At 48.8% G+C, this 20,841-nt stretch carries 16 protein-coding genes and 1 tRNA gene; 14 read left to right on the top strand and 3 right to left on the bottom strand.

Annotated elements, in window-relative coordinates; translation table 11 throughout:
* Positions 1-115 precede the first annotated feature (115 nt).
* Positions 116-484, top strand: coding sequence for a hypothetical protein (locus JSU04_09365; protein MBS1970506.1), 369 nt, complete (start codon positions 116-118; stop codon positions 482-484).
* A gap of 135 nt (positions 485-619) precedes the next feature.
* Here the strand turns inward: JSU04_09365 and JSU04_09360 are convergent.
* Positions 620-706 (bottom strand) — tRNA-Leu (locus JSU04_09360).
* 117 nt (positions 707-823) lie between these two features.
* Positions 824-1,486 carry a hypothetical protein gene (locus JSU04_09355; protein ID MBS1970505.1) on the bottom strand — a complete coding sequence of 221 codons (663 nt, stop codon included), beginning with the start codon at positions 1,484-1,486 and terminating at the stop codon, positions 824-826.
* A gap of 246 nt (positions 1,487-1,732) precedes the next feature.
* Here JSU04_09355 and JSU04_09350 point away from each other — a divergent pair, with 246 nt between their 5' ends.
* The 13 genes from JSU04_09350 to JSU04_09290 all read left to right on the top strand — a co-directional run bounded on the left by JSU04_09350 (position 1,733) and on the right by JSU04_09290 (position 16,050).
* Positions 1,733-2,950 (top strand): outer membrane beta-barrel protein, encoded by a 1,218-nt coding sequence (locus tag JSU04_09350; protein MBS1970504.1) that lies wholly within the window; start codon positions 1,733-1,735, stop codon positions 2,948-2,950.
* An 86-nt stretch (positions 2,951-3,036) separates the two neighbouring features.
* Positions 3,037-3,708: a hypothetical protein gene (locus JSU04_09345; protein ID MBS1970503.1), complete on the top strand. Its 672-nt coding sequence runs from the start codon at positions 3,037-3,039 to the stop codon at positions 3,706-3,708.
* Positions 3,709-3,716: 8 nt separating this feature from the next.
* Entirely contained in the window at positions 3,717-4,148 is a 432-nt protein-coding gene (locus JSU04_09340) for a GNAT family N-acetyltransferase (GenBank protein ID MBS1970502.1), read from the top strand.
* Between the two features lie 193 nt (positions 4,149-4,341).
* Positions 4,342-4,896: a ribosome maturation factor RimP gene (locus JSU04_09335; protein MBS1970501.1), complete on the top strand. Its 555-nt coding sequence runs from the start codon at positions 4,342-4,344 to the stop codon at positions 4,894-4,896.
* A 19-nt stretch (positions 4,897-4,915) separates the two neighbouring features.
* Positions 4,916-6,304 carry a transcription termination/antitermination protein NusA gene (gene nusA, locus JSU04_09330; GenBank protein MBS1970500.1) on the top strand — a complete coding sequence of 463 codons (1,389 nt, stop codon included), beginning with the start codon at positions 4,916-4,918 and terminating at the stop codon, positions 6,302-6,304.
* A gap of 76 nt (positions 6,305-6,380) precedes the next feature.
* The gene (infB, locus tag JSU04_09325) at positions 6,381-9,290 is read left to right on the top strand and encodes a translation initiation factor IF-2 (protein MBS1970499.1); all 2,910 of its coding nucleotides are present in this window, start codon (positions 6,381-6,383) and stop codon (positions 9,288-9,290) included.
* Positions 9,290-9,727 carry a 30S ribosome-binding factor RbfA gene (rbfA, locus tag JSU04_09320; GenBank protein MBS1970498.1) on the top strand — a complete coding sequence of 146 codons (438 nt, stop codon included), beginning with the start codon at positions 9,290-9,292 and terminating at the stop codon, positions 9,725-9,727. Before infB ends, rbfA begins: the two co-directional genes overlap by 1 nt.
* On the top strand, positions 9,728-10,639 hold the full coding sequence (truB, locus tag JSU04_09315) for a tRNA pseudouridine(55) synthase TruB (protein MBS1970497.1): 912 nt from the start codon (positions 9,728-9,730) through the stop codon (positions 10,637-10,639).
* Positions 10,640-10,760: 121 nt separating this feature from the next.
* Positions 10,761-11,030 (top strand): 30S ribosomal protein S15, encoded by a 270-nt coding sequence (rpsO, locus tag JSU04_09310; protein MBS1970496.1) that lies wholly within the window; start codon positions 10,761-10,763, stop codon positions 11,028-11,030.
* 170 nt (positions 11,031-11,200) lie between these two features.
* Positions 11,201-13,294, top strand: coding sequence for a polyribonucleotide nucleotidyltransferase (pnp, locus tag JSU04_09305; protein ID MBS1970495.1), 2,094 nt, complete (start codon positions 11,201-11,203; stop codon positions 13,292-13,294).
* A complete protein-coding gene (locus JSU04_09300) occupies positions 13,294-14,559 on the top strand; it encodes an insulinase family protein (protein MBS1970494.1) in 1,266 nt (421 codons plus the stop codon). Before pnp ends, JSU04_09300 begins: the two co-directional genes overlap by 1 nt.
* Before the next feature lie 10 nt (positions 14,560-14,569).
* Entirely contained in the window at positions 14,570-15,019 is a 450-nt protein-coding gene (dut, locus tag JSU04_09295; protein ID MBS1970493.1) for a dUTP diphosphatase, read from the top strand.
* 110 nt (positions 15,020-15,129) lie between these two features.
* Positions 15,130-16,050 (top strand): hypothetical protein, encoded by a 921-nt coding sequence (locus tag JSU04_09290; GenBank protein MBS1970492.1) that lies wholly within the window; start codon positions 15,130-15,132, stop codon positions 16,048-16,050.
* On the opposite strand, the gene JSU04_09285 is transcribed toward JSU04_09290, so the two are convergent.
* A complete protein-coding gene (locus tag JSU04_09285; protein MBS1970491.1) occupies positions 16,051-20,778 on the bottom strand; it encodes a tail fiber domain-containing protein in 4,728 nt (1,575 codons plus the stop codon). It abuts the gene before it with no gap.
* Positions 20,779-20,841: the final 63 nt, after the last annotated feature.

Raw genomic sequence — 20,841 nt, 5'->3', positions numbered from 1 at the left:
AAATTTATGTTTTTTTCGGATCGTTGGTTCTGTCTATAAGAAGAATTCATATAGAGATTCTCTCAGCTTCTCGATAGGATTCTGCGAGAATTACAAATCAGAATCGGAGATGAATATGCGTCGTTTAAATTTTTTGTTCGCAGTAAGCTTTGTCCTCTTCACAAGCGGTCAAGCCATGGCTTTGACTTTGACTCAGGATCTATGCCGAGCTTGGGGAGCCGGAAACAAAGCCTATTGCCAGTCCGGAGATTGTCGCGGCATCGTCGGTGGCAATGCGGGCGAGTGTGATTCCAATGACTGTCGTGGAATTGCCAGCGGTAATTATGCTTATTGTGAGACGATTGATTGCCGAGCCATCGTTCTTAAGAACTCAGCGCTTTGTGAAACCAATAATTGCCGCGCCATTGTCAGCGGTGATGCTGGCTATTGTGATAACGATTACTGCCGCGGCATCGTTCTGCATGAAGCACGCTATTGCCACTAAATGCAGTTGCTCATCATGTTCTAAAAAATGAAGTGAGGAAGAATTTTGGACATAAAAAAACCGACCTCAAAGCGTCGGTTTTTTATTCTCCATTTTCCATTTTCAATTATCTAAACTTTGCAGAATGCAAAGTTTTGGTGCCTCCGGGGAGAATCGAACTCCCACGCCCTTGCGGGCACTGGATTTTGAGTCCAGCGCGTCTACCAATTCCACCACAGAGGCATCTTGGAAAAGAGACACTTGTTGTAATGGAAATAGGCCGCTTCGTTCAAGCTGTTTTTCCAGTTCTTGAACCTATGAAGCGGCGAGTTATTTGAGATTGCTTAAAAGGATCGCCAATTAGAAGGCGTAAATGAGGCGGGCGTTGGTCGAAGTGTTATGCTCTTCTGTCAAAGCCGTCGTGTACTCCACACGCTCGTTCATCCAAGTGTAGAAGACTTCGAGGTTGAAGTTCTTTTTTACAACCAAGCCACCACCGATTTGGTAGCCAATGCGGGGGTCGTGCTTGCCGTTGTCATCGCCGCCAACCAGGGCAGTGTTCAAGCCCAAAGCTGCGTACACATACTGAGGAGCTGCAATAATCAAGTTCGCTGACGGCATCAAAGTCGTCAGGTCTGACGTGTTCTCGATGCGTTTATCCGCTTTCAAAATACTTAAGTTCAAATCAAAGCCCAAACCGCCGCGGGCGATCTGTTTGTAGCCGGCCTTGATGCCCAATTGGTTCGGGACTTCGGACATGTCCTTTTTAAAGCCCTTTTCCACATTACCGGTGACCTTGTTTTTAATGTCCGCCGTCGCGCTATTGGCCGCTGCGTACTCAAAGCCAATATTAAAGCCGTCCATCATATAAGGAGAAGGACGCATATCAGGGATGGTATCTGGATCGTAATTATAGGTTGCTGGAGCCGCTTTCTTTGCCTTCGTCGTTGAAGTGCCTTGAGCAAGGGCCGTCTGGCCAATAAGGCTCATAATCATTATGAGGGAGAGTGTTGCTCGTTTCATTTTGAGACTCCTTTGAAGGGTATACCTACTGAACGAGCAAGAGCCGGGCCATTTGAAATAACTTCAGGCCCTGTCACTAATCTTGTCACAAAATGAGATTTCAGGGCCAAAATGCCCCTAACTCCACACTCAGGAAGGAGCTTAGATATCAAAGACTTAGACGCCATAGACGAAAAGCGTCATTTTTGGCACAGGGGTTGCTTTGTCTTGCTTGGAATCAAAAAGCTAAACCACGAGGAGAACTCTATGAAGAAGTATTTCTATATCCTTGCGGCTCTAAGTATCGTTCCGAATTTGAGTTTAGCTCAGGCGGGGAACTTCGATGCCGAGGTCGATCAAGAACTCGACCAAATGTATGCAAATAAGCAAGCAGCAGTCGTTGCTAATCCAGCTCCGACAACGGCAGCAGTGGGTGGAACAGCAGCTCAAGGCAGTCAGCCGATTTATATCTTAAATCAGGCGACGCCAACATCGACTGCAACAGCTCAATCAGCGCAGGTGCAAAAACAACCAGTAGCTGTGATTGAATCGACTCCGCTTGTAGAATCAAAAGCAGAGATGATGAGAAAGTCTCGTCAAGATGCTGAGGTTCAAACAGAGCAGAAGATCGTAGAAAAGCTCGAAGCGTCTCGTCTTGAAGACGAAAGACGTCGTGCCGACGTTCTCTTTGGAAATAAATTTGAACAAATGCAAGGTGCTTCCACTCAGATTAAAGCTGAGAATTCCAACGTAACGGTTTCTCAAGGTCAAGCACAGGCGCAAACTCCAGTCGTTGTTCAAGCGGCTCCGGTTGTGACTCCTGTAGAGCCTAAAGAAAACATCCGTGATGTTGTTCGTGAAGAACTTGCGGCTTCTAAAAACTCTTTGAAGTTGGAAGAAGTTGCGCCAGCTCCGACGGAAGTTCGTTACTTCAGCGGTATCGTTGGTATCGGTGACTATCCAGATGTTAAAAACGTTCGCGGTAACTATTCATTCGGTGCGGCGTTTGGTACGAAGTATGACTCTCTCATCGTTGAGGGTTCTTTCTTGTACTCAAACTACACAGTTGAAAAACTCGACTGTAACTGCGTGAGCTACTTCCCGACGTTGGTTGATACAAACCAGTATCAAGCAGCAGTCTCTGCGAAGTACCAAATGTTGGACGGGATGGTTCGTCCAGTATTGGGTGGTTTGATTGCTTACAGCTATCGTAAATACGATTGGAACAGTTTGCCAAATTACTCTCCGTACAACACCTACGGCACATCTTCTGATTCACACGCCATCGATTTGGGTGTGACAGCAGGTGTAGACTTGGAACTCAGCAAGAAATTTGCTCTTGGTTTCGAGTACCGTTATATGTTTAATTTGTCGAGCCGCGTGGACAACCAGTCCATCATCGCAGCTTCGCAAAATCAGTACGGCACTCCGCTCGAAAAATTGAGCTATTACACATTGGCTCTTGCGGCTAAGGTTAATTTCTAATTAAAACAATATTCCTAGTGGTTGAAGGCCCTTATGAGAAATCATAAGGGCTTTCTTTTTTTTGAATCTAGTGTCATCCTAGATTCATGCAAATCACGGCCTTTCTTTTCGCCTCATTACTTTCTCTGTCGCCGGCACTGGCGGCCCCGACTATTGTCTCGCAATCCGTGGGGCAGGTGGGGGATCGCGTTGTCACAAGTCGTGAGGTCCAGATCTCCGCCGTTCTTGATCGCATTTTATTTCCTTCCAAAGACAAAGTGACAGGCGGAGCGTGGGAAGTGCGCTTGGGCGATCCGGCGATGATGAACGAAGTGACGGCAGTTTTACTTGAAGTCGTCGTTTACAAAGAGGCTGAAACTTTCTTCGTTGCAAAAGTGACCGACGATCAATTGCAACAGGCGCTTCGCAAAGTTGAAAAAACAGTCGAAGGCAAAAGCTACTGGCAGAGTCTCGAAGTCACTCCGGCAGAGCTTAAGAGATTTGTTTTGCAAAAGCTGACGGCGAAATCTTTCATCCAATTTAAGACGAGCACGATGGTCGGCATTGTCAGTGACTCTGAGGCGCTTGCTTACTATGAAAAGAACCGTCTGAAGTTTGGCGATGTGCCGTTTGCAACCTTCAAAGACACCATCAAAAATGTTTTGGCTCAGCAGCAGCTCGAGGAAAGAACGCGCACTTGGTTTGAGCTGACAAAACGTAAATACAAAGTCCGCAATATTCTCGCGGAAAATATCAACAACAAGGTCGGGCCGAAGTGAGTTTTAAAATGCGGGAGCTCGTGGCCGGGGATGAGGACAGCGTGCTGCAACTGGTGGCCGATCTTTACCGGGCCCAGCCGCATCTCGTAGGCTTTCAGTGGCCGACGGAGACTTTGCGAGCCGAATTCCGCTCCACCGACGGCTGGGGGATGTTTCAAGGGGCCCGGCTGGTGAGCTTCGTTTTATACCGGGTGACCCCGGTGGTCTGGGAAATTTCGGTGGTGGCCAGCCACCCAGAGTTCTGGAAACAGGGTTTGACGCGCAGCCTCATGGGTCATGTGGTGGTTATCAGGCCCCCAGAAAGAGAGCTGTGGCTGGAGGTTCACGAAGAAAATACGCGGGCTTGGCAGCTTTATGAATCCCTGGGCTTCAAGAAGACGGGAGTACGGCCAAATTACTATCCAAACAATGGCACTGCCTGGTTGTATACTTTGAGATAAACCCTTGCATCGCTTAGACTTTTTTGCTAGTTTCACACTCGAACGGGCCTTGAAGGGCCCGTTTTGCGTTTTTCAGGCAGTGCCTGTGGAAGTGCAGGCCCAGAGGGCCGGAACTGGACTGATTTAAATCTGACTTAGTTTCACCAACTCTGGTCAGAATAATTTAGACAGCAACTTAGGAAATCAAAACTTAATGACCGATTCAAATCCATCATGGATGGCAAAAGTAGAAGAAGTAGCGCAGGAAGTGACCTCGCGTGAAGGTTGCATTTTGTATCACATCGAATTCGTTGGTATCGGTAAAGGTCGTACACTCCGTTTGTACATCGATAAAGAAACTCCTGCAGCAGCAGCTGCATCGGAAGAAGGCCAAGGCGTCAGCATCGACGATTGCGCCAATGTCTCTCGAGCTCTGAATGATATTTTGGACGCTCAAGAAGACCTTATTCCTGGTGAGGCTTACAACCTCGAAGTTTCTAGTCCGGGCGCGGACCGTATCCTGAGTAAGCCATGGCATTTTGAAAAAGCCGTTGGCAAAAAAATCTGGGTGAAAGTGGACAAAGCTCTCGAGAGTTTTGGCGTCACGCAAAAGGGTATGAAAAACGCAAAACAGATTGAAGAAGTATTAAAGGCATTTGACGGCGAGACTCTGAAATTCCAAGTCAAAGACGAGGAAATAAATATTCCATTCTCCGCTGTGGAAAAATCCAAAGTGCTTTTTGTGTTAACTAAGGGACAAAAAAAATAACCTAGAAGAGGTGAGTTAAATGGCTGACAACATGTTTACAGATCTCAGTCGCGTGATTGAACAAGTCGGTAAAGACAAAGGTATCGACAAGCAAGTCGTGGTCGAAGCGATCACACAAGGTATGCTTGTTGCTGCCCGTAAGAAATACGGCACGTACCGCGAGATCGAAGCCACTTACAACGAAGACACTGGCGAAGTGGAATTGTTCCAATTTAAAGAAGTTGTTCCTCGTGAAAAATATATCGACGAAGAAGTTGAAATCCCAATGGATGAAGCTTTGAAACTCGATCCCCAAGCGCAAGAAGGCGACTCTATCGGTATCAAAATGGATGCTGGCGAGCTCGGCCGTATTGCGGCTCAAACTGCAAAACAAATCATCATGCAAAAAGTGCGTGATGCGGAACGCTCTATCATCTTCAACGAATTTGAAGAACGTAAAGGTGAGATCGCTTCTGGGATCGCTCGTCGCGTGGAAAAAGGCGCCATCGTTGTCGATTTGGGCCGTACAGAAGCTTACATCCCGCCACGTGAGCAAATCCCAGGCGAATCTTACAAGCCAGGCGACCGCATTCAAGGTTACTTGTCTGAAGTTCGTCAAACAACACGTGGTCCGCAAATCATCATGTCTCGTGCGGATGAGCGCTATTTGATGAAACTTTTTGAAATGGAAGTTCCGGAAATCTATGACGGTGTGGTTGAGATCATGAGTGCAGCTCGTGAGCCAGGGCAACGTGCGAAGATCGCGGTTCGTTCTAAAGACAACTCTGTAGACCCTGTCGGCGCATGCGTTGGTATGAAGGGTTCTCGTGTACAAAACATCGTTCAAGAGCTTCGTGGCGAGAAAATCGACATCGTTCCTTGGGACGAAGACGTGACACGTTTTGCGTGTAATGCTTTGGCGCCAGCTGAAATCTCACGCGTGTTTGTTGATGAAGCAAACAAAGAGATGGAAGTTGTTGTCCCAGATAGTCAATTGAGTTTGGCAATCGGTAAGCGTGGACAAAACGTCCGTTTGGCTGCAAAATTAACCACTTGGAAATTGGATATCATCTCTGAATCTGCAGCATCGAACCGTACAGCAGAATCCATTTTCAATTTGATGTTGTTGCCAGGCATGAATCAAACAATGGCACAAAACATCTTCCAATCTGGTTTCGGTTCATTCCAATCTGTAGCGAATGCATCTGTCGAAGAAATCATGACTATTCCTGGTTACGACGATCCAGAACGTGCAGAAAAATTGATCAACGAAGCGAAAGCTTTGATTGCGAAGTACGAAAAAGAAGGAACGCCAATCCCGACAGCTCCAACAGCCGCGAAAGAAACCAAGGCTTCTGGATCTGCAAAAGAGCAAGCGGACGCTCGTCTGAAAGAAGAGTTGTCTAAGCTTCAAGCTGACGAAGAATAGTCGGCGGATGCCGAAGAGGCGTCGCCCGGGACGGGCAGAGCTGGATTAGTTTTGAGAAGAATTAACAGGAGAATACGTGAGTAATCCAAAAGTTTTTGAATTTGCCAAAGAAATCGGGCTTACGCCCTTGGCCTTGATGGACAAGATCCGCGAGTGGCAGCTTCCTGTGAAGAGCCATATGTCGGAACTTGAACCAGAAGTTCTTGAGCAAATTAAAGTCAAACTCGCCGGTGGTGGAAAATCCACGGAAGAGGCAAAACCTAAAAAAGCGACGACTCGCAAAGCTCCTGCGAAGAAAGCGGTAGCGCCTGCAGCGGAAGCTGCACCAGCGGCTGCAGCTCCTGCGAAATCGACAGTTGTCCGTCGTAAGGCCACGAAGGAAGCTGAAGAAGCAGAACTCAAAGCAAAAGAAGAAGCGGCAGCGGCGGAAGAAGCTCCGAAGGCAGCTACGAAAGTCGTTCGCAAAAAAGCAGCGGCTCCGGCGGAAGAAGCTGAAGAGACGGCAGTTGAAGCAGCACCAGAAGCTCCGGCTCCTGAAGTTCCAGCAGCACCTGCACCTGTTGTCGTAAAAAAATCTGAACCAGCTCCTGAGCCAGTGGTAGCGGCAGCTCCGGCGGAAGAAACTCCAGCTCCGGTCGCAGCAGCTCCAGCGGCAGCTCCGGCAGCGGGTGTGGCGCGTAAAAAAGAAGTAACTGTGGGTAGCAGTGGTGTGGCGAGTGCCGCAACAGCTGCTCCGAGTATTGGTCGTAAAAACATCATCGGCCGTATGGATCTTTCGCGCGTAGCTCAACAAGCTCCGCAGAGATCCCAGGGAGATCGTCAGGGTGGACCTGGCGGTGACCGTCAAGGTGGTTTCAACCGCGGACCTGGTGGCGGCGGTGGTTTCGGCGGGGCTCCTCGTCCTGGGCAAAACCGTAACATCCGTGCGGGCTTTATTGCTCAAGCAGCTCCGGAGATCCCAACAGAGGATCAAGACAACCGTCACGGTCGTTTTGATGACAAAAAGAAAACACGATTTACCCCGGCAGCTCCAAGCGTGGGTCCTGCGGCAGCGGGTCCTTCAGCGAAAGAGCGCGAACAAGAAGAACAAATGGCGAATTTCAACGCCGTTGAGTTCCGTAAACGTGAGATGGTATTCCAGCCTAAAAAGAAAAAGGGAATGCTGGATCGCGCGGGGATGAAGACTCAGATCACGACGCCAAAAGCTTTGAAGCGCATCCTCAAGGTGAACAACACCATGAAGTTGAGCGACATGGCGATGGAAATGGGCGTAAAAGCTCCGCAGTTAATCAAAGTTCTCATGACCAACGGTGTGATGGCGAACATGAACACCGCTTTGGATTTCGATACGATCGCGTTGATCGTTCCGGAGTTCGGTTGGGAAGCACAAAACGTATTTAAAACGGCGGACGAAGTTGCGAAGGAAATGGCATTCGGTAATTTGGATGCTACGACCGTCACTCGTCCTCCGGTAGTAACAATCATGGGTCACGTTGACCATGGTAAGACAAGCTTGCTCGATGCAATTCGTAAAGCGAACGTAGCGGCAGGCGAGGCCGGCGGGATCACTCAGCACATCGGTGCTTACAATGTGACTCTCGAAGACGGCGCGAAAATCACGTTCTTGGATACTCCGGGCCACGAAGCCTTCACGGCGATGCGTGCTCGCGGTGCCAATGCAACGGATATCGCGGTGATCGTAGTCGCGGCGGACGACGGTATGATGCCACAAACAGCAGAGGCGATTAATCACGCCAAAGCTGCCGGCGTTCCTATCATCGTTGCGGTGAACAAGATCGATAAGCCAGGTGCAAACCCTGAGCGTATTAAGCAACAATTGACTGAGCTTGAAATCGTTCCTGAAGAGTGGGGCGGTAGCACGATCTTTGTTGAAGTTTCTGCTTTGAAAAAGACAGGTATCAAAGAATTGCTTGAAAACATCCACTTGGTTGCTGAGTTGCAAGACTTGAAAGCAAACCCTGAGCGTTCTGGTACGGGTCTTGTCATCGAAGCGAAGATGGAAAAAGGCAAAGGAAACGTTGCAACCATCCTCGTGAAAGACGGAACTGTGAAAGTCGGCCAATACATCGTTGCCGGCTTCCAAAAAGGCCGCGTACGTTCTTTGACGAACGACCGTGGTGAGCGCGTTCAAGAAGCAGGACCTGGTGAGCCGGTTGAGGTTCTCGGTCTTGAAGGAACGCCCGCTGCCGGTGACCGTTTCGATATCGTAGCGGACGAAGACACAGCAACAGAAGTTTCGACTCTCCGTAAGGAACAAGCTAAGAAAGCCGAAGTCACTCCTGCTTCGAAAATGTCTCTTGAAGATATCTTCGCTAAAGTGACGAAGGGTGATGTGAAAGAGTTGGCAATCGTATTGAAAGCCGATGTTCACGGATCTCTTGAGGCGATCAGCGGCATGATCAGCAAGCTTTCAACGGCTGAAGTTAAGACTCGCGTCATCCACTCTGCAGTGGGTGGTGTGAGTGAGTCCGATGTTCTTTTGGCGAATACGGCTAAAGGGATCATCATCGGCTTCAACGTCCGTCCTGACGGCGGCGCTCAAGCAGCGGCGAAACGTATGGGCGTTGATATTCGTACTTACTCAATCGTTTACGAATTGGTGGACGATCTTAAGAAAGCAATGTCTGGTCTCCTTACTCCAGATATCGTTGAGAAAGTTATGGGTCGCGCAGAAGTTCGTAATACATTTACTGTTCCTAAAGTGGGCACGATCGCGGGTTGCTTCGTCGTTGACGGCAAAATCCAAAGATCAAATATGGCTCGCCTTATCCGTGACGGTAAGATCGTTTACGAAGGAAAAATTTCTTCACTTAAACGCTTCAAAGACGACGCCAAAGAAGTTGCGACAGGCTTTGAGTGCGGTATCGGCATCGAGAACTTCAACGACGTTAAAGTCGGTGACAATATCGAAGCCTTCGTTAAAGAAGAAGTTGCTCGCGAGTTAACTTACGAGGCCAACGTATAATGAAGAACACGGGTGACGGACGCAGAGTAGCTCGAGTCGAGCGCGAGGTTCAGCAGAGCGTCGCCCAGTTTTTGATTTCCGGGTTTAAATTACCACTCCCGGGAATCGTGACAGTCGCCCGCGTGAGAATGCCGGGCGATTTGCGTACAGCAAAAGTTTATATCAGCATCCTTGGCGATCCGAAGCTTCTTGACGAAGCAGTGGACTTGCTCCAAGACCGTGCTTTTGAAATTCAAAATTATCTCGGTAAAGAACTCAAGATGCGCTATTGTCCGAAGCTCACGTTCTATCCTGATCATGAGACCGAGGAGATTCTGAAGGTTGAAAAAATCCTTCAAGATCTCGATAACGAGCGCAAATCCAAATCTAAACAGGGCGTTGCACGACCTGAGGCCGCAGATTCTTCAGACGAAGACGATTCTAGCGAAGAAGGCTAAGTGAGCACATTTCACGGTTTAGTACTGGTCAGAAAACCCTCAGGGGTGACAAGTCATGACGTGGTTTCACGTCTGCGCCGGATCTTGGGTACGAAATCCGTGGGGCATGCAGGAACTTTGGATCCTCTGGCGGAAGGCCTGATGGTGGCCCTCGTTGGTGAGGCCACAAAACTCAGTCAGTATATTCTCGAAGGCGATAAGGCCTATCAGCTTAAAGCGCGCCTCGGTGTCGAAACCGATACTTTAGACATCACGGGGCAGACTCTGAAAACAGCTCCGGTGAATGTTTCCCTGGAGCAAGTCCGCGATATCGGCTTGAGTCTTGTCGGTGAGATGAGTTTGAAAGTGCCGATTTACTCAGCTATCAAGATTCAGGGGCAGAAGCTTTATGACTATGCTCGTAACGAGCAGGCGGTGGAAGTTCCTCACAAAGATATGAAGTTCTGGAACCTGGAGTTTCTGGGTTTTGATGGGACCGAGGCGGAGTTCCGCTTTCATTGTTCAAAGGGGACTTATGTTCGCTCTTGGATTGATCTTTTGGGGCAGAAATTGGGTTGTGGAGCGACAATGAGTGCTCTGACCCGGTTTTGGTCGGATCCTTATGCTTTAGAACAATCCATCACTTTGGAGGATCTTGAGGCTGAATTGAAAGCCGGCCGGGAAGTGGCAGCCATGGTGCCGATGGAGCGGGCTTTGCCTGCGGCCAAGCGGGTGCGAATTAAGGGCTATGATCAGACCCTCCTAAGCAATGGTCAGATCAGCCACGAGCTTCGCTCCTTCTTGATTACGATGTTTGACCCTCAAAAGGACGATATTATTCAGGTTTTATCGCTGACCTCAGGAAAGCTCTTGGCCCTTGTAGGTATCGAAAAAGACCGGGGATTTGTGATAAAAAGGGTGATTAAGTATTGACCCCATTCTCAGTTCATGGGAGAACCTAGCCTTCAAAAACACACTGGCCGAGCGACAGCCATGACGCTCTTACGCTGGTGAACAAGGCCCTAAGGCCTTGTTATTAACAAAGGAGACTTTAATGGCAGTCGCAAAAGAAACAAAAGCGCAAATCGTTAAGAAATTCAAACGTGGTGACTTGGACACAGGTTCTTCTGAAATCCAAATCGCTCTTTTGACTGCAAAAATCAACGAATTGACTTCACACTTTGAAATCCACAAAAAAGATCACCACGGCCGTCGCGGTTTGGTGACTGCGGTAAATCAAAGAAGAAAATTGTTGGATTACCTCCGTCGTACTGATGTTAAAAAGTACGAAACGGTGTTGAAACAACTCGATATCCGTAAGTAATCGGATCGAAAAAAGGCTCGGGAAACCCGGGCCTTTTTCTTTTTTGGCGATGGCGCTTGTCGCTTGAATTCCCTCGGAATACCAGCCAAAATACGCTTAGAAAAAAGAACAATGGCCATAAGGCCCTTCCCGCCAAAAAGAAAAAAGCGGGAGAATAAAAAGGAGAATCAATGAAAACGACTGTTACTACTTCGGTGGGCGGAAAACAGATTACCATCGAAACAGGCCGTTTGGCGAAACAAGCTGATGGAGCTGCTCTTGTTACATGCGGTAACAACATGGTCCTCGTCACAGCTGTTTCCAGCAAGAAACAATCAACTCTCGACTTCTTCCCGTTGACTGTGGAATACATCGAGAAGTTCTATGCGACAGGAAAAATTCCTGGTGGCTACTTCAAACGTGAAGGGAAGCCAACGAATGATGCTGTTTTGACAGCACGTTTGATCGACCGTCCAATCCGTCCTCTCTTCCCAGAAGGTTACAGATTCGAAACTCAAGTCGTTGGCACTGTACTTTCTGCTGACGGCGCATTCCCGATCGAAATTTTGGCGAGCTTAGGTGCTTCTGCAGCTTTGCACGTATCCAACATTCCATTCGGTGGCCCAACAGCGGCGATCCAAGTGGGCCGTGTTGACGGTGAATTCATCGCCAACCCAACGCCACAACAAATGGAAAAATCGGACATGAACATCATCGTTGCGGGAACTCGCAATGGTCTGTTGATGGTAGAAGGTGAAACGAAATTCATCTCTGAAGCAGACGCTTTGGCTGCATTGAAATTCGGTCACCAATCCATGATGCCTCTTTTGAACGCGCAAGATGAGTTGCGTGAAAAAGTGGGTTCTCCTGCTAAACGTGAATTCACGGCTCCGCAAATCGATCCTGAATTCCGTATGAAAGCGGAAGAGATGTTGAAAGATCCAATCGCGAAAGCTTTGACGATCAAAGAAAAACAAGATCGTTACGCTGCTGGCGATAAAGCTCACGCGGAAGCGAAAGAAGCTTTGCTTGCAACAATCACTGATAAAGACTTGCTTGCAACTCGCACGAAAGAGTTGGCTTCCATCGTCGAAGATTTGAAATACAAATCAGCTCGTAGCATGATTTTGGACAAAGCAGTTCGTATCGACGGCCGTGATGTGAAAACAGTTCGTCCGATCGCAAACGAAGTGGGATTGTTGCCACGTGCTCACGGTTCGGGTCTTTTCACTCGTGGTGAGACTCAGTGTTTGGCGACTGTCACTTTGGGGACAGCAGATGATGAACAAATGATCGATGCATTGCTCGGCACTGAAAAGCGTCGTTTTATGCTTCATTACAACTTCCCACCATACTCTGTGGGAGAAACAGGCCGCTTTGGTGGTCAAGGCCGTCGCGAAATCGGTCACGGTAACTTGGCTGAGCGCGCGTTGAAAGCCGTTCTTCCGGATCACGAGAAGTTCCCATACACAATCCGCGTCGTTTCTGAAGTTTTGGAGTCAAACGGCTCTAGCTCTATGGGTTCTGTTTGTGCGGGGACTATGGCGTTGTTAGATGCCGGCGTTCATATCAAAGGCAACGTTGCGGGTATCGCCATGGGCTTGATCAAAGAAGGCGATCGCGTTGCTGTATTGACAGACATCTTGGGTGATGAAGATCACTTGGGCGATATGGACTTCAAAGTGGCGGGTACTGCAACAGGTATCACGGCTCTTCAAATGGATATCAAAATCGATTCAGTTTCTTTCGCAGTGATGGAACAAGCTTTGGCGCAAGCTAAAGACGGTCGCGTTCACATCTTGGGCGAAATGGAAAAAGTGATGAAATTGGCTCGTGGTCAGATCTCTGAGTTTGCTCCACGTATCGAGACCATCAAAATTAAGCCAGACAAGATCCGCGAAGTGATCGGTACGGGTGGTAAAGTGATTCGTGGAATCACTGAAGCAACCGGTGTTAAGATCGAAATCCAAGACGACGGTACAATCAACATCGCGTCTGCGGATCCAGAAGCAACAAAAGCTGCTATCAAGATGATCAATGAGATTATTGCAGAGGCAGAAGTCGGTAAGGCTTATAAAGGCCGTGTTGTTAAGATTGCTGAATTCGGAGCTTTCGTTGAAATCCTTCCGAACACGCAAGGTCTTTTGCACATCTCTGAAATCGCGAACGAAAGAATTCGTAGCGTGACAGACGTGCTCAAAGAGGGCGACATGGTGGACGTGAAAGTTCTTGAGGTCGATCGCGCAGGTCGTATCAAGCTTTCTCGTAAGGCTTTGTTGAATTAATGATCCCTTTTCATAAAAGTGAATTAGACAACGGAATCCGAGTGCTGAGTGAACAGCACTTGGATTCTCGTGCGGTGTCCATCGGGATTTGGGTTCTGACGGGCACTCGGGATGAGGCTGCTGACGAAGGCGGCATCTCGCATCTTCTTGAGCATCTTGTCTTTAAAGGCACGAAAACTCGCTCAGCCTATCAAATCGCGAAATCATTAGAAGCACTCGGTGGGGATCTCAATGCGTACACCACGCGTGAGTATACTTGCTATCATGCGCTTGTGCTCAAAGACCATTGGGAGAAAGCTCTTGATGTGCTTTGTGATTTGGTCAGCAATATGCAAATCTCGGCAAAGGATTATAAGCTTGAAAAAGGGGTGATCCTGCAAGAGATCGCTATGACCGACGATACTCCGGAAGAGTTGATCTACGATCTTCTTTTTGAAAAAGCTTATGCCGGAAATCCGCTGTCGACACCGATTCTTGGAACGGTAAAGTCAGTGGCGAACATGTCGCAAAAGAAGGTGACGGATTATTATAAGTCCCGTTACACCGGCCGCAATATCATTGTGACGGCAGCAGGGAACTTGGATCATCAGGTCTTCTTTGAGGCTGTTGAGAAGAAGCTCGCAAAAAAGCCAAAGGCGAAATTTAAAGCCAATCGTGAAAAACCTCGTTGGAAGACGGGTCGTGTGGTTTCTGAAAAATCATCTGAGCAAACCCATATGTTGATGGGATTGCCAACGACGAGTTTTAAAGACAATCAACGTTTTGAATCTTATATCGTAAACACTCTTTTAGGTGGCGGTATGACTTCGAAACTTTACCAAAGTGTTCGTGAGAAAAAAGGCCTGGTTTATTCAATTCACAGCATGCTGAACACCTATGTGGATTCAGGCTCTTTGCTGATTTATGCGGGAACTGATTTAAAGAGCGTTCGAAAAGTGGCTGAAATCATTTCTCGTGAGCTGAGAAAGCTCAAAAAGTCGGGGATTTCAGCAGCAGACGTGGAACTCTTTAAGACCCAAGTCATTGGTAGCATTTTGCTGGGGTCTGATGATATTGAAAGTCGTATGACCTCTATCGCGGTGAATGAGATGGTTTTTGGTGAATACCGTTCTGTAGACTCGGTGGTTCAGCAGATCCAGAAAGTCACTCGCACTTCTGTGAATGAATTCATTCGCGAGAAGTTTGATATCGACAAGATTTCGGGCGTCCTGATGGGCTCCGGAGTCGACGAGCTCAACAAGTGGTGGAAAGACTTCGAATTTTAAAAGGAAATATATGAAAACATTAACAGTAAAAATTAAAAAATTAGAAAATTTTAAAGGCGAAATTCCTCAGTACCAGTCCGCTGGTGCGAGTGGTGTCGATGTGCGTGCGCAGTTGACGGCGCCGATGACTTTGAAGCCAGGTGAGCGTGCGATGATCCCTACGGGTTTGAGCTTTGAGTGTCCACTTGGTTTTGAAATTCAGGCACGTCCTCGCAGCGGCTTTGCGGCGAAGCAAGGTGTGACAGTTTTGAACACGCCGGGAACGATCGATGCGGACTATCGTGGTGAAGTGAAAATCATCGTGATCAACTTGGGCCAAGACAGTGTTTTGATCCAAGATCAAGAGCGCATTGCTCAGTTGGTTGTTGCGCCTGTGATCCAAGCGCACTTCGAAGTGGCGGACGAGTTGTCCTTCACAGATCGTGGTGTTGGTGGCTTCGGTTCTACCGGCCGCGCATAATTTTGTTTACCTTCGGGACGGCTTTCTGTCGTCCCTAGGTCTAGATTCCATACTCCGCTCTGTGATCCCCCGCAATGGGAGGCTAAAATAACAGAGTAAGGAGTCCATCCATGAAAAAGACCTTTGTTCCCGTTTTCGTTTCTTTCGTAAGCCTTGTTTCATTTTCTGCGCGCGCTGAAGTCAGTCCCGAACTTCTTAAGAAGTATTATTGGGGCGAATACAGTTTTGATGGCAATAAAGTTGCGAACAGCGCGAAAAGCGCTGTTAATTTTGACAACAAGGCAAAAACGGTGACTCAGAAATCCAAAAATGGCGGCGATTATGCAATGGCTTGGGGGACTGAGAATATCAATGACTCGCAAGTGTTGACGGTGACGGAAGCAACCGTTACTCCGATGGGGAATGACGTTTCAAAGGTCTATGCGAGATCATCGACTTTCTCAGCGGATAGACTTCGTTCGTCGACATTCTGTTTTGGCTCTTCACTCAAAGGTAAGGTGCTGAGTGGAGCCGCCACTGTCACAGATAACAATATGAAGTGCGTGACAGCGACGAAACAATCTTGCAAGCGTCTGATGGAATCTTACGGTAAAGAGGCGGCAAAGCCTCAGACGACTGTGAAGAACATGCAAGACGTGGCGACAGCCACTCGCTATTGCAGCGCTACGATCGATAGCTTTAAAAACATGGCGATGGCGTTTGGCAACCAATCTCCGCAGATTGAAAGAATTCATAACGATGTGATCAAGTCTGATACGGCTCGCTTGAAGGGCTTTATCGATAAGACTACGAAAAGCGGAACTTGGGATCCAACGAACGTAGGTGCAGCGACGACATCTTCGGAGCTCGATAAAATGGCTGAAGGTTATGCAAGCTCTATGAATGGACTTGAGGTTTTGAGCACGGCTTTGCAAGTTTGTGCGTCGGCTAATGGCGACTTCCAGGATCCTGCAGCTTCTTCTTCATCGTCTTCCGGCGGCAGCAGCGCCGGAGGTGGGGGAGCCTCCAAGGCGGCAACCGGCCGCCAGTAATTAGTTTTTACAAATCTTACTATTTGGATTCATCTCGCAGAGAGCTTCTTTAAGCTCTCTGTTTTGTTTTTCAAGCTCAGCAATGCGTTCGTGATCGGTGAACCATTTGTTGTAAAGCTCTTTGATGGCTTCAACGAAGTAAGCCTCGATCCCGGTTTTCTCGATGCGTTTGTAACCGTCATTACCTTCGTGAACCCACTCTGGCACGACTTGTTCCATCTCCTGAGCGATGAAGCCGCGTTGAATACCGTACTGCTGATCCATTTTGTCGTCTTTCCAGTGGAAAGAGACGCCACGAAGTTTAAGAACGGTGTCGAGAGGATTTTCAAGAGTTGCAATATCACGTTTCAAGCGTTGGTCCGAGCGTACAACCCAGGCGCCGCTAACATTGGCTGTTGAGCCATTCACGTCGAGCAAATATCCTGGCGTTGTCGTACCGATACCAACATTCCCCGAAGCATCAATGCGAAGTCGCTCGACACCCGCGGTTGAAAAGCCGAGTTGTTTGCTGCCGCCGCTGGCGTTCGGATTGAACATTCCAGTATCACTGTCGACGTTGAAGGCGTACGAAGGTTTCGCAGCGTTGCCTCCAGTTTGATAGATTTGCGGTCCCGCACCGCCTGCATTGAAAGCGAGCGAGTTGGTATTCAAAGTCATTTGTAGGCCGTTGTTTGAAAAACTTAAATTGCCGTTGGACCAGATGCCAACTCCTGGGTAGTTGGTAAAACTAATGCTTGGGACAGAGTAGGTTCCATTACCAACCCTGATGGTCGTGGCACCGGCAATACCATTGACGTCTAATTTATAGCCCGGACTGTTGGTGCCGATTCCGAAGTTGCCACTTGATGAAATGCGCGCCACTTCATTGGCGTTGATACCAAAGACAATCGGTGAGGTTGTATCTCGGGTAGAGACAATAAGGGAAGAAGAAGCCACGCCGGCGCCTGAGTTTCCATAGGCAATCAGAGCCTTGTTGGCGCCGGTATCATCGTAAATATTCAATCCTGAATAGCCATCGTTGGCCGTGTTTGCTGTGGCCATGGAAGCTTCAAAAGAACGGTTACCACGTACGTCAAGTGGTGCTATCGGAGCGATCGTGCCGACACCGATTTTCCCGCCGACAGAGAGGTTCAGAGTCTGAGTGCCATTCCAAGTGCCTTGTTGATCGACGGTGTTGCCGAGGAGGATGGTGCTATCGGAAGCATTTGTGGCAGGGCCTAAGCCCCAATAACCGCTGCTAGTCCAGTTACCATTGTATTGAGCGGAGCCCGCCGTGCTGAGATAAGTGCCGACGTAAATACCTTGCTTCGTTGTCGAAGAACCCGTGCTGCCAACTTGCAAAGTGTTATTCGGACTGCTCGCACCGATGCCAACGCGTCCTGTGGCGCCGTCGATGCGCATTCTTTCTGAAGCGGAAGTTGCGCCACTTGCAATGGTGCTAAAGATCATACTCGTGCCGGCCGTACCCGAAGCCCAGTCTTCGGAAGCTTGGCCATAGATTTGCGCGCCCATCACATAATTAGATCCGTTTTTGAGACCTTGAAATAAAATCTGACCGAGGTTGTCTCCGCTCTTGATAGTTGAAGTGCTGGAGCTGCTGCCGCGAGCAGTTTCAAAGAGCAGGGTCGGGCCGCCGGAGAATGTACCGGAATAATTTTTAATCGAGATGCCCGGTGTGCGTGATGCAGTTGAAGATTGGTTTTCGATGCGAACACCCAAGCTAGAATCCGCCTCAACGATATGGAGCGGATCTGTGGGACTTGCCGTATTGAGCCCTAAGAAGCCGCTTTGGTCGAGAGTCATTTTTTGCTTTTGAACTTTGGTGCCGTTCGGAGTCACGTAGAACTGCAAGCTCGTTCCTGCGGCGGTCGACGAGAAGTTCTCGGTTGTCTGAGCCCAGATGGAAGCTGTTTCATAGTAGCCTCCGCCGGTGTTATAAGATCCACCAAAGACGACGGAACCAATAGATTCGCCGCCCTTCATTGCCGCTGTTGTTGAGCTTGTGCCGCGATAGTTAATCAAGTTAATGCCGGGGTTACCGCCATTACCCGTCGCGGGACTTCCCATAAAATTATAAAGATCCAAACGGGGATAGCGAGCTGTGGTGGTCGATGTATTTTCTGATTGAATCATCATCACAGCGTCGCCATTGGCTTTGTAAATGTTCGAGGCTGTTGATGTGATCGTGCCCGCAGCGGTGATATTGGAATTCGTGTTGATCGCGCCGCTGACGCCGACGCCACCAGAGACGACGAGCGCTCCGTTATTGTAAGTCGTTGAGGCTGTCGTATTTGTCACGGTTACAACGCTTGGAGAAGTAACGACACCTGTGCCTGAAGCGGTGAGTGTGACATTCTGATTTGTGCCGCCGGCAGTGATGTTAATCGCTCCCGGCCCGGTGATATTGCTAAAAGATCCGCTGCCAGAGCCAACGCTCGTCCAGCTGCCACCGCTTGAGTACTCCAGAGCACTATTGGTGGTATTGTAACGAAGCATGCCATCAGCAGGAGACACTGGTTGTTCCGCAGTAGTACCTGCAGGCAAGCGAATGGCATCTTTCTTTGAACCGAGATCCAGAGACACCGAAGGATTGGTGGTGCCGATGCCGACGTTGCCGTTGGCGTCGATACGCATGCGCTCATTGTAGGAGTTAGCTCCCGTTTGCTGACCGATCACGAGGACCGGAGCATATCCGGCTGTTTGCGAGACCGCACCAATATAGGCGTTTTGCAATGTTGACGCCGTATTTGTCGCTGCTATTTGATAAAAAGCCGCATTGCCATCGCCTGGGGCAGTATTAAATGAGCGAACCCCGCCGCTGCTGTCAGGTGATTTAGCGGCAACACTCGATGCAGAATAACTTGATGAGAAGTTTGAATTAACATCGATTTGATAGCCCGGCACGGTGTTCATCGCAATTTTATTAGCGCCAGTAATATTTCCGCCATTGAATTCCAGGTCTTTCATAAATCCGAGGCTCACTTTATCTCGGAACATCGTAGTTCCGTTCACTTCCAACGTTTTGCCTGGACTGGTCGTGCCGATACCGACGTTACCATTTGATAAAACGGTTATTCGAGGTGTGCCGTTGGTGGCGATGTTCAAATTGTAGTTGTCATTAAGCCCTATCAACGAATCAGCCCCGAAGGAGTTTCCGCCGTTCAAATAGCTGTTGTTGAGAGCATTGCTGCTAACCCATGATAAATTGCCTGAGGCATCTGCTTGCAATGTCTGAGTGTCTGTTGGCGCAGCAGCTGGTAGTCTTAAACCATAAGTGGCTGAAGCCGTTTGCGCCGAAAGAGTGACAGTGCCCGTGTTACTGAGAGCAAGCCCTTTCATTGTACCGACGCCTGAACCATCAAGGCTAAGAATGGTATTGCTCTGACCGCTCGTCGTTTTATTCACGACAACAGAGCCTGTATTAGAAACAGAATTAATGTCACCGGCAAGAGACGTCGCTTGAGCGCCGCCGGAAGCGTTACCCACCCAGATTTGGCCTGATGCCAATGCCGTTGAAAGAGTATTGGTGGCTGTACTGATGGACTTTACGCCGGACCCGTCGAAGTATTTGATAGATCCACTATCGAACCAAACCTGTCCGGCTGAAGTTCCTGGAGTTGAGTTCGAAGAGAGCGTCAAATATTTGTTGGCGGCCATCGTGATGTTTTGAGTGCTGAGATCTCCGCTCATTGTGTCGCCGGCTTTATTCAACGGCACATAACCCAAAGTCGTCGTGATCAGGCTTGATGTGATATCAGAGCCACCGAGTTTATTATTGAATGTGTTCCAATCAGCTGTACTAAGATAACCGGATTGAGTCCCTCCCGCCATTGGAATACCGATATTTGGAACCGTCGCTGTTCCCGTGTTTGTGAGAGGGGCCGTCACATTGACAGCCGTAATGGTGCCTCCACCGCCAACAGAAGGCGTCACCCAAGATAGGTTGCCGGAGCCATCTGTTTGCAGAACTTGGCCCGCACCGCCATCAGCCGCGGGAAGTTTAAAAAGAACATTGCCCGTCAAGGTTGGTGCCGTCAGCTGAACATAGTTGCTGCCGTTGTAAACTTTAATAGCGGACGTACGCATTTCAGAGCCTGAGACAGCACCTGAAGAAGTCACAGTGCCGGTCGTGTTGATATTCAGTGTTCCGTTAAAGAGATCATTCAACGTCGTGAGGTTTGCTGCTGTCAGTGCGGGTGCTGTGCCGGAGTCCACACGCAAGAACTGGCTTGCTGTATAGCCATTGAGCTGCATCGCTTCGATTGCAAACGGGACGAAGGTGATTTTCTGCGGGCTCAAACTCTGCGCGCCGCTGCCGTCGTTAAAAGTAATATAAAGAATCCGGCCATCGGCGACGTTCGGTGTATAGCTAGTTCCGAAGTTACAATTAGGAACAGTGAGCGTACCTTTGTTGCCGAAAATTTTTGAAAGTGACAAGCCGCCGTCAACAGCCGCAGAGGCGCGGAATGTTGGGTTTGCACCAAGCTCGAGTGAGAATGTGCCAGCGCTGTCGCTCATGTTAATAGTTTGTGTCTCTTGATAGAGCAAACAGGCTTCGCTGCCAGGGCTTCGGATCTCCAATGTGAATTGGACGGCTGAAGACTCCAGTGGAGTTCCATCGGGCTTTAAGATGCGCCCATGGTAAGTGAGGCCCGTGCCAGAAGCCATGGCTGTCTGAGCTACTAAGAGTAGAGATAGAATTCCGAAAACGTACAGATGGTATCTCATAGTTTGTATCCTCAATGAACTCATCGGGGACACTCGCGGATTGCTAAAGGGCGGATATCACAT

The organism is Bdellovibrionales bacterium (assembly GCA_018266295.1).
Taxonomy (GTDB): Bacteria; Bdellovibrionota; Bdellovibrionia; order Bdellovibrionales; family Bdellovibrionaceae; genus JACMRP01.
This window is presented reverse-complemented; position numbering and strand designations above follow the sequence as displayed.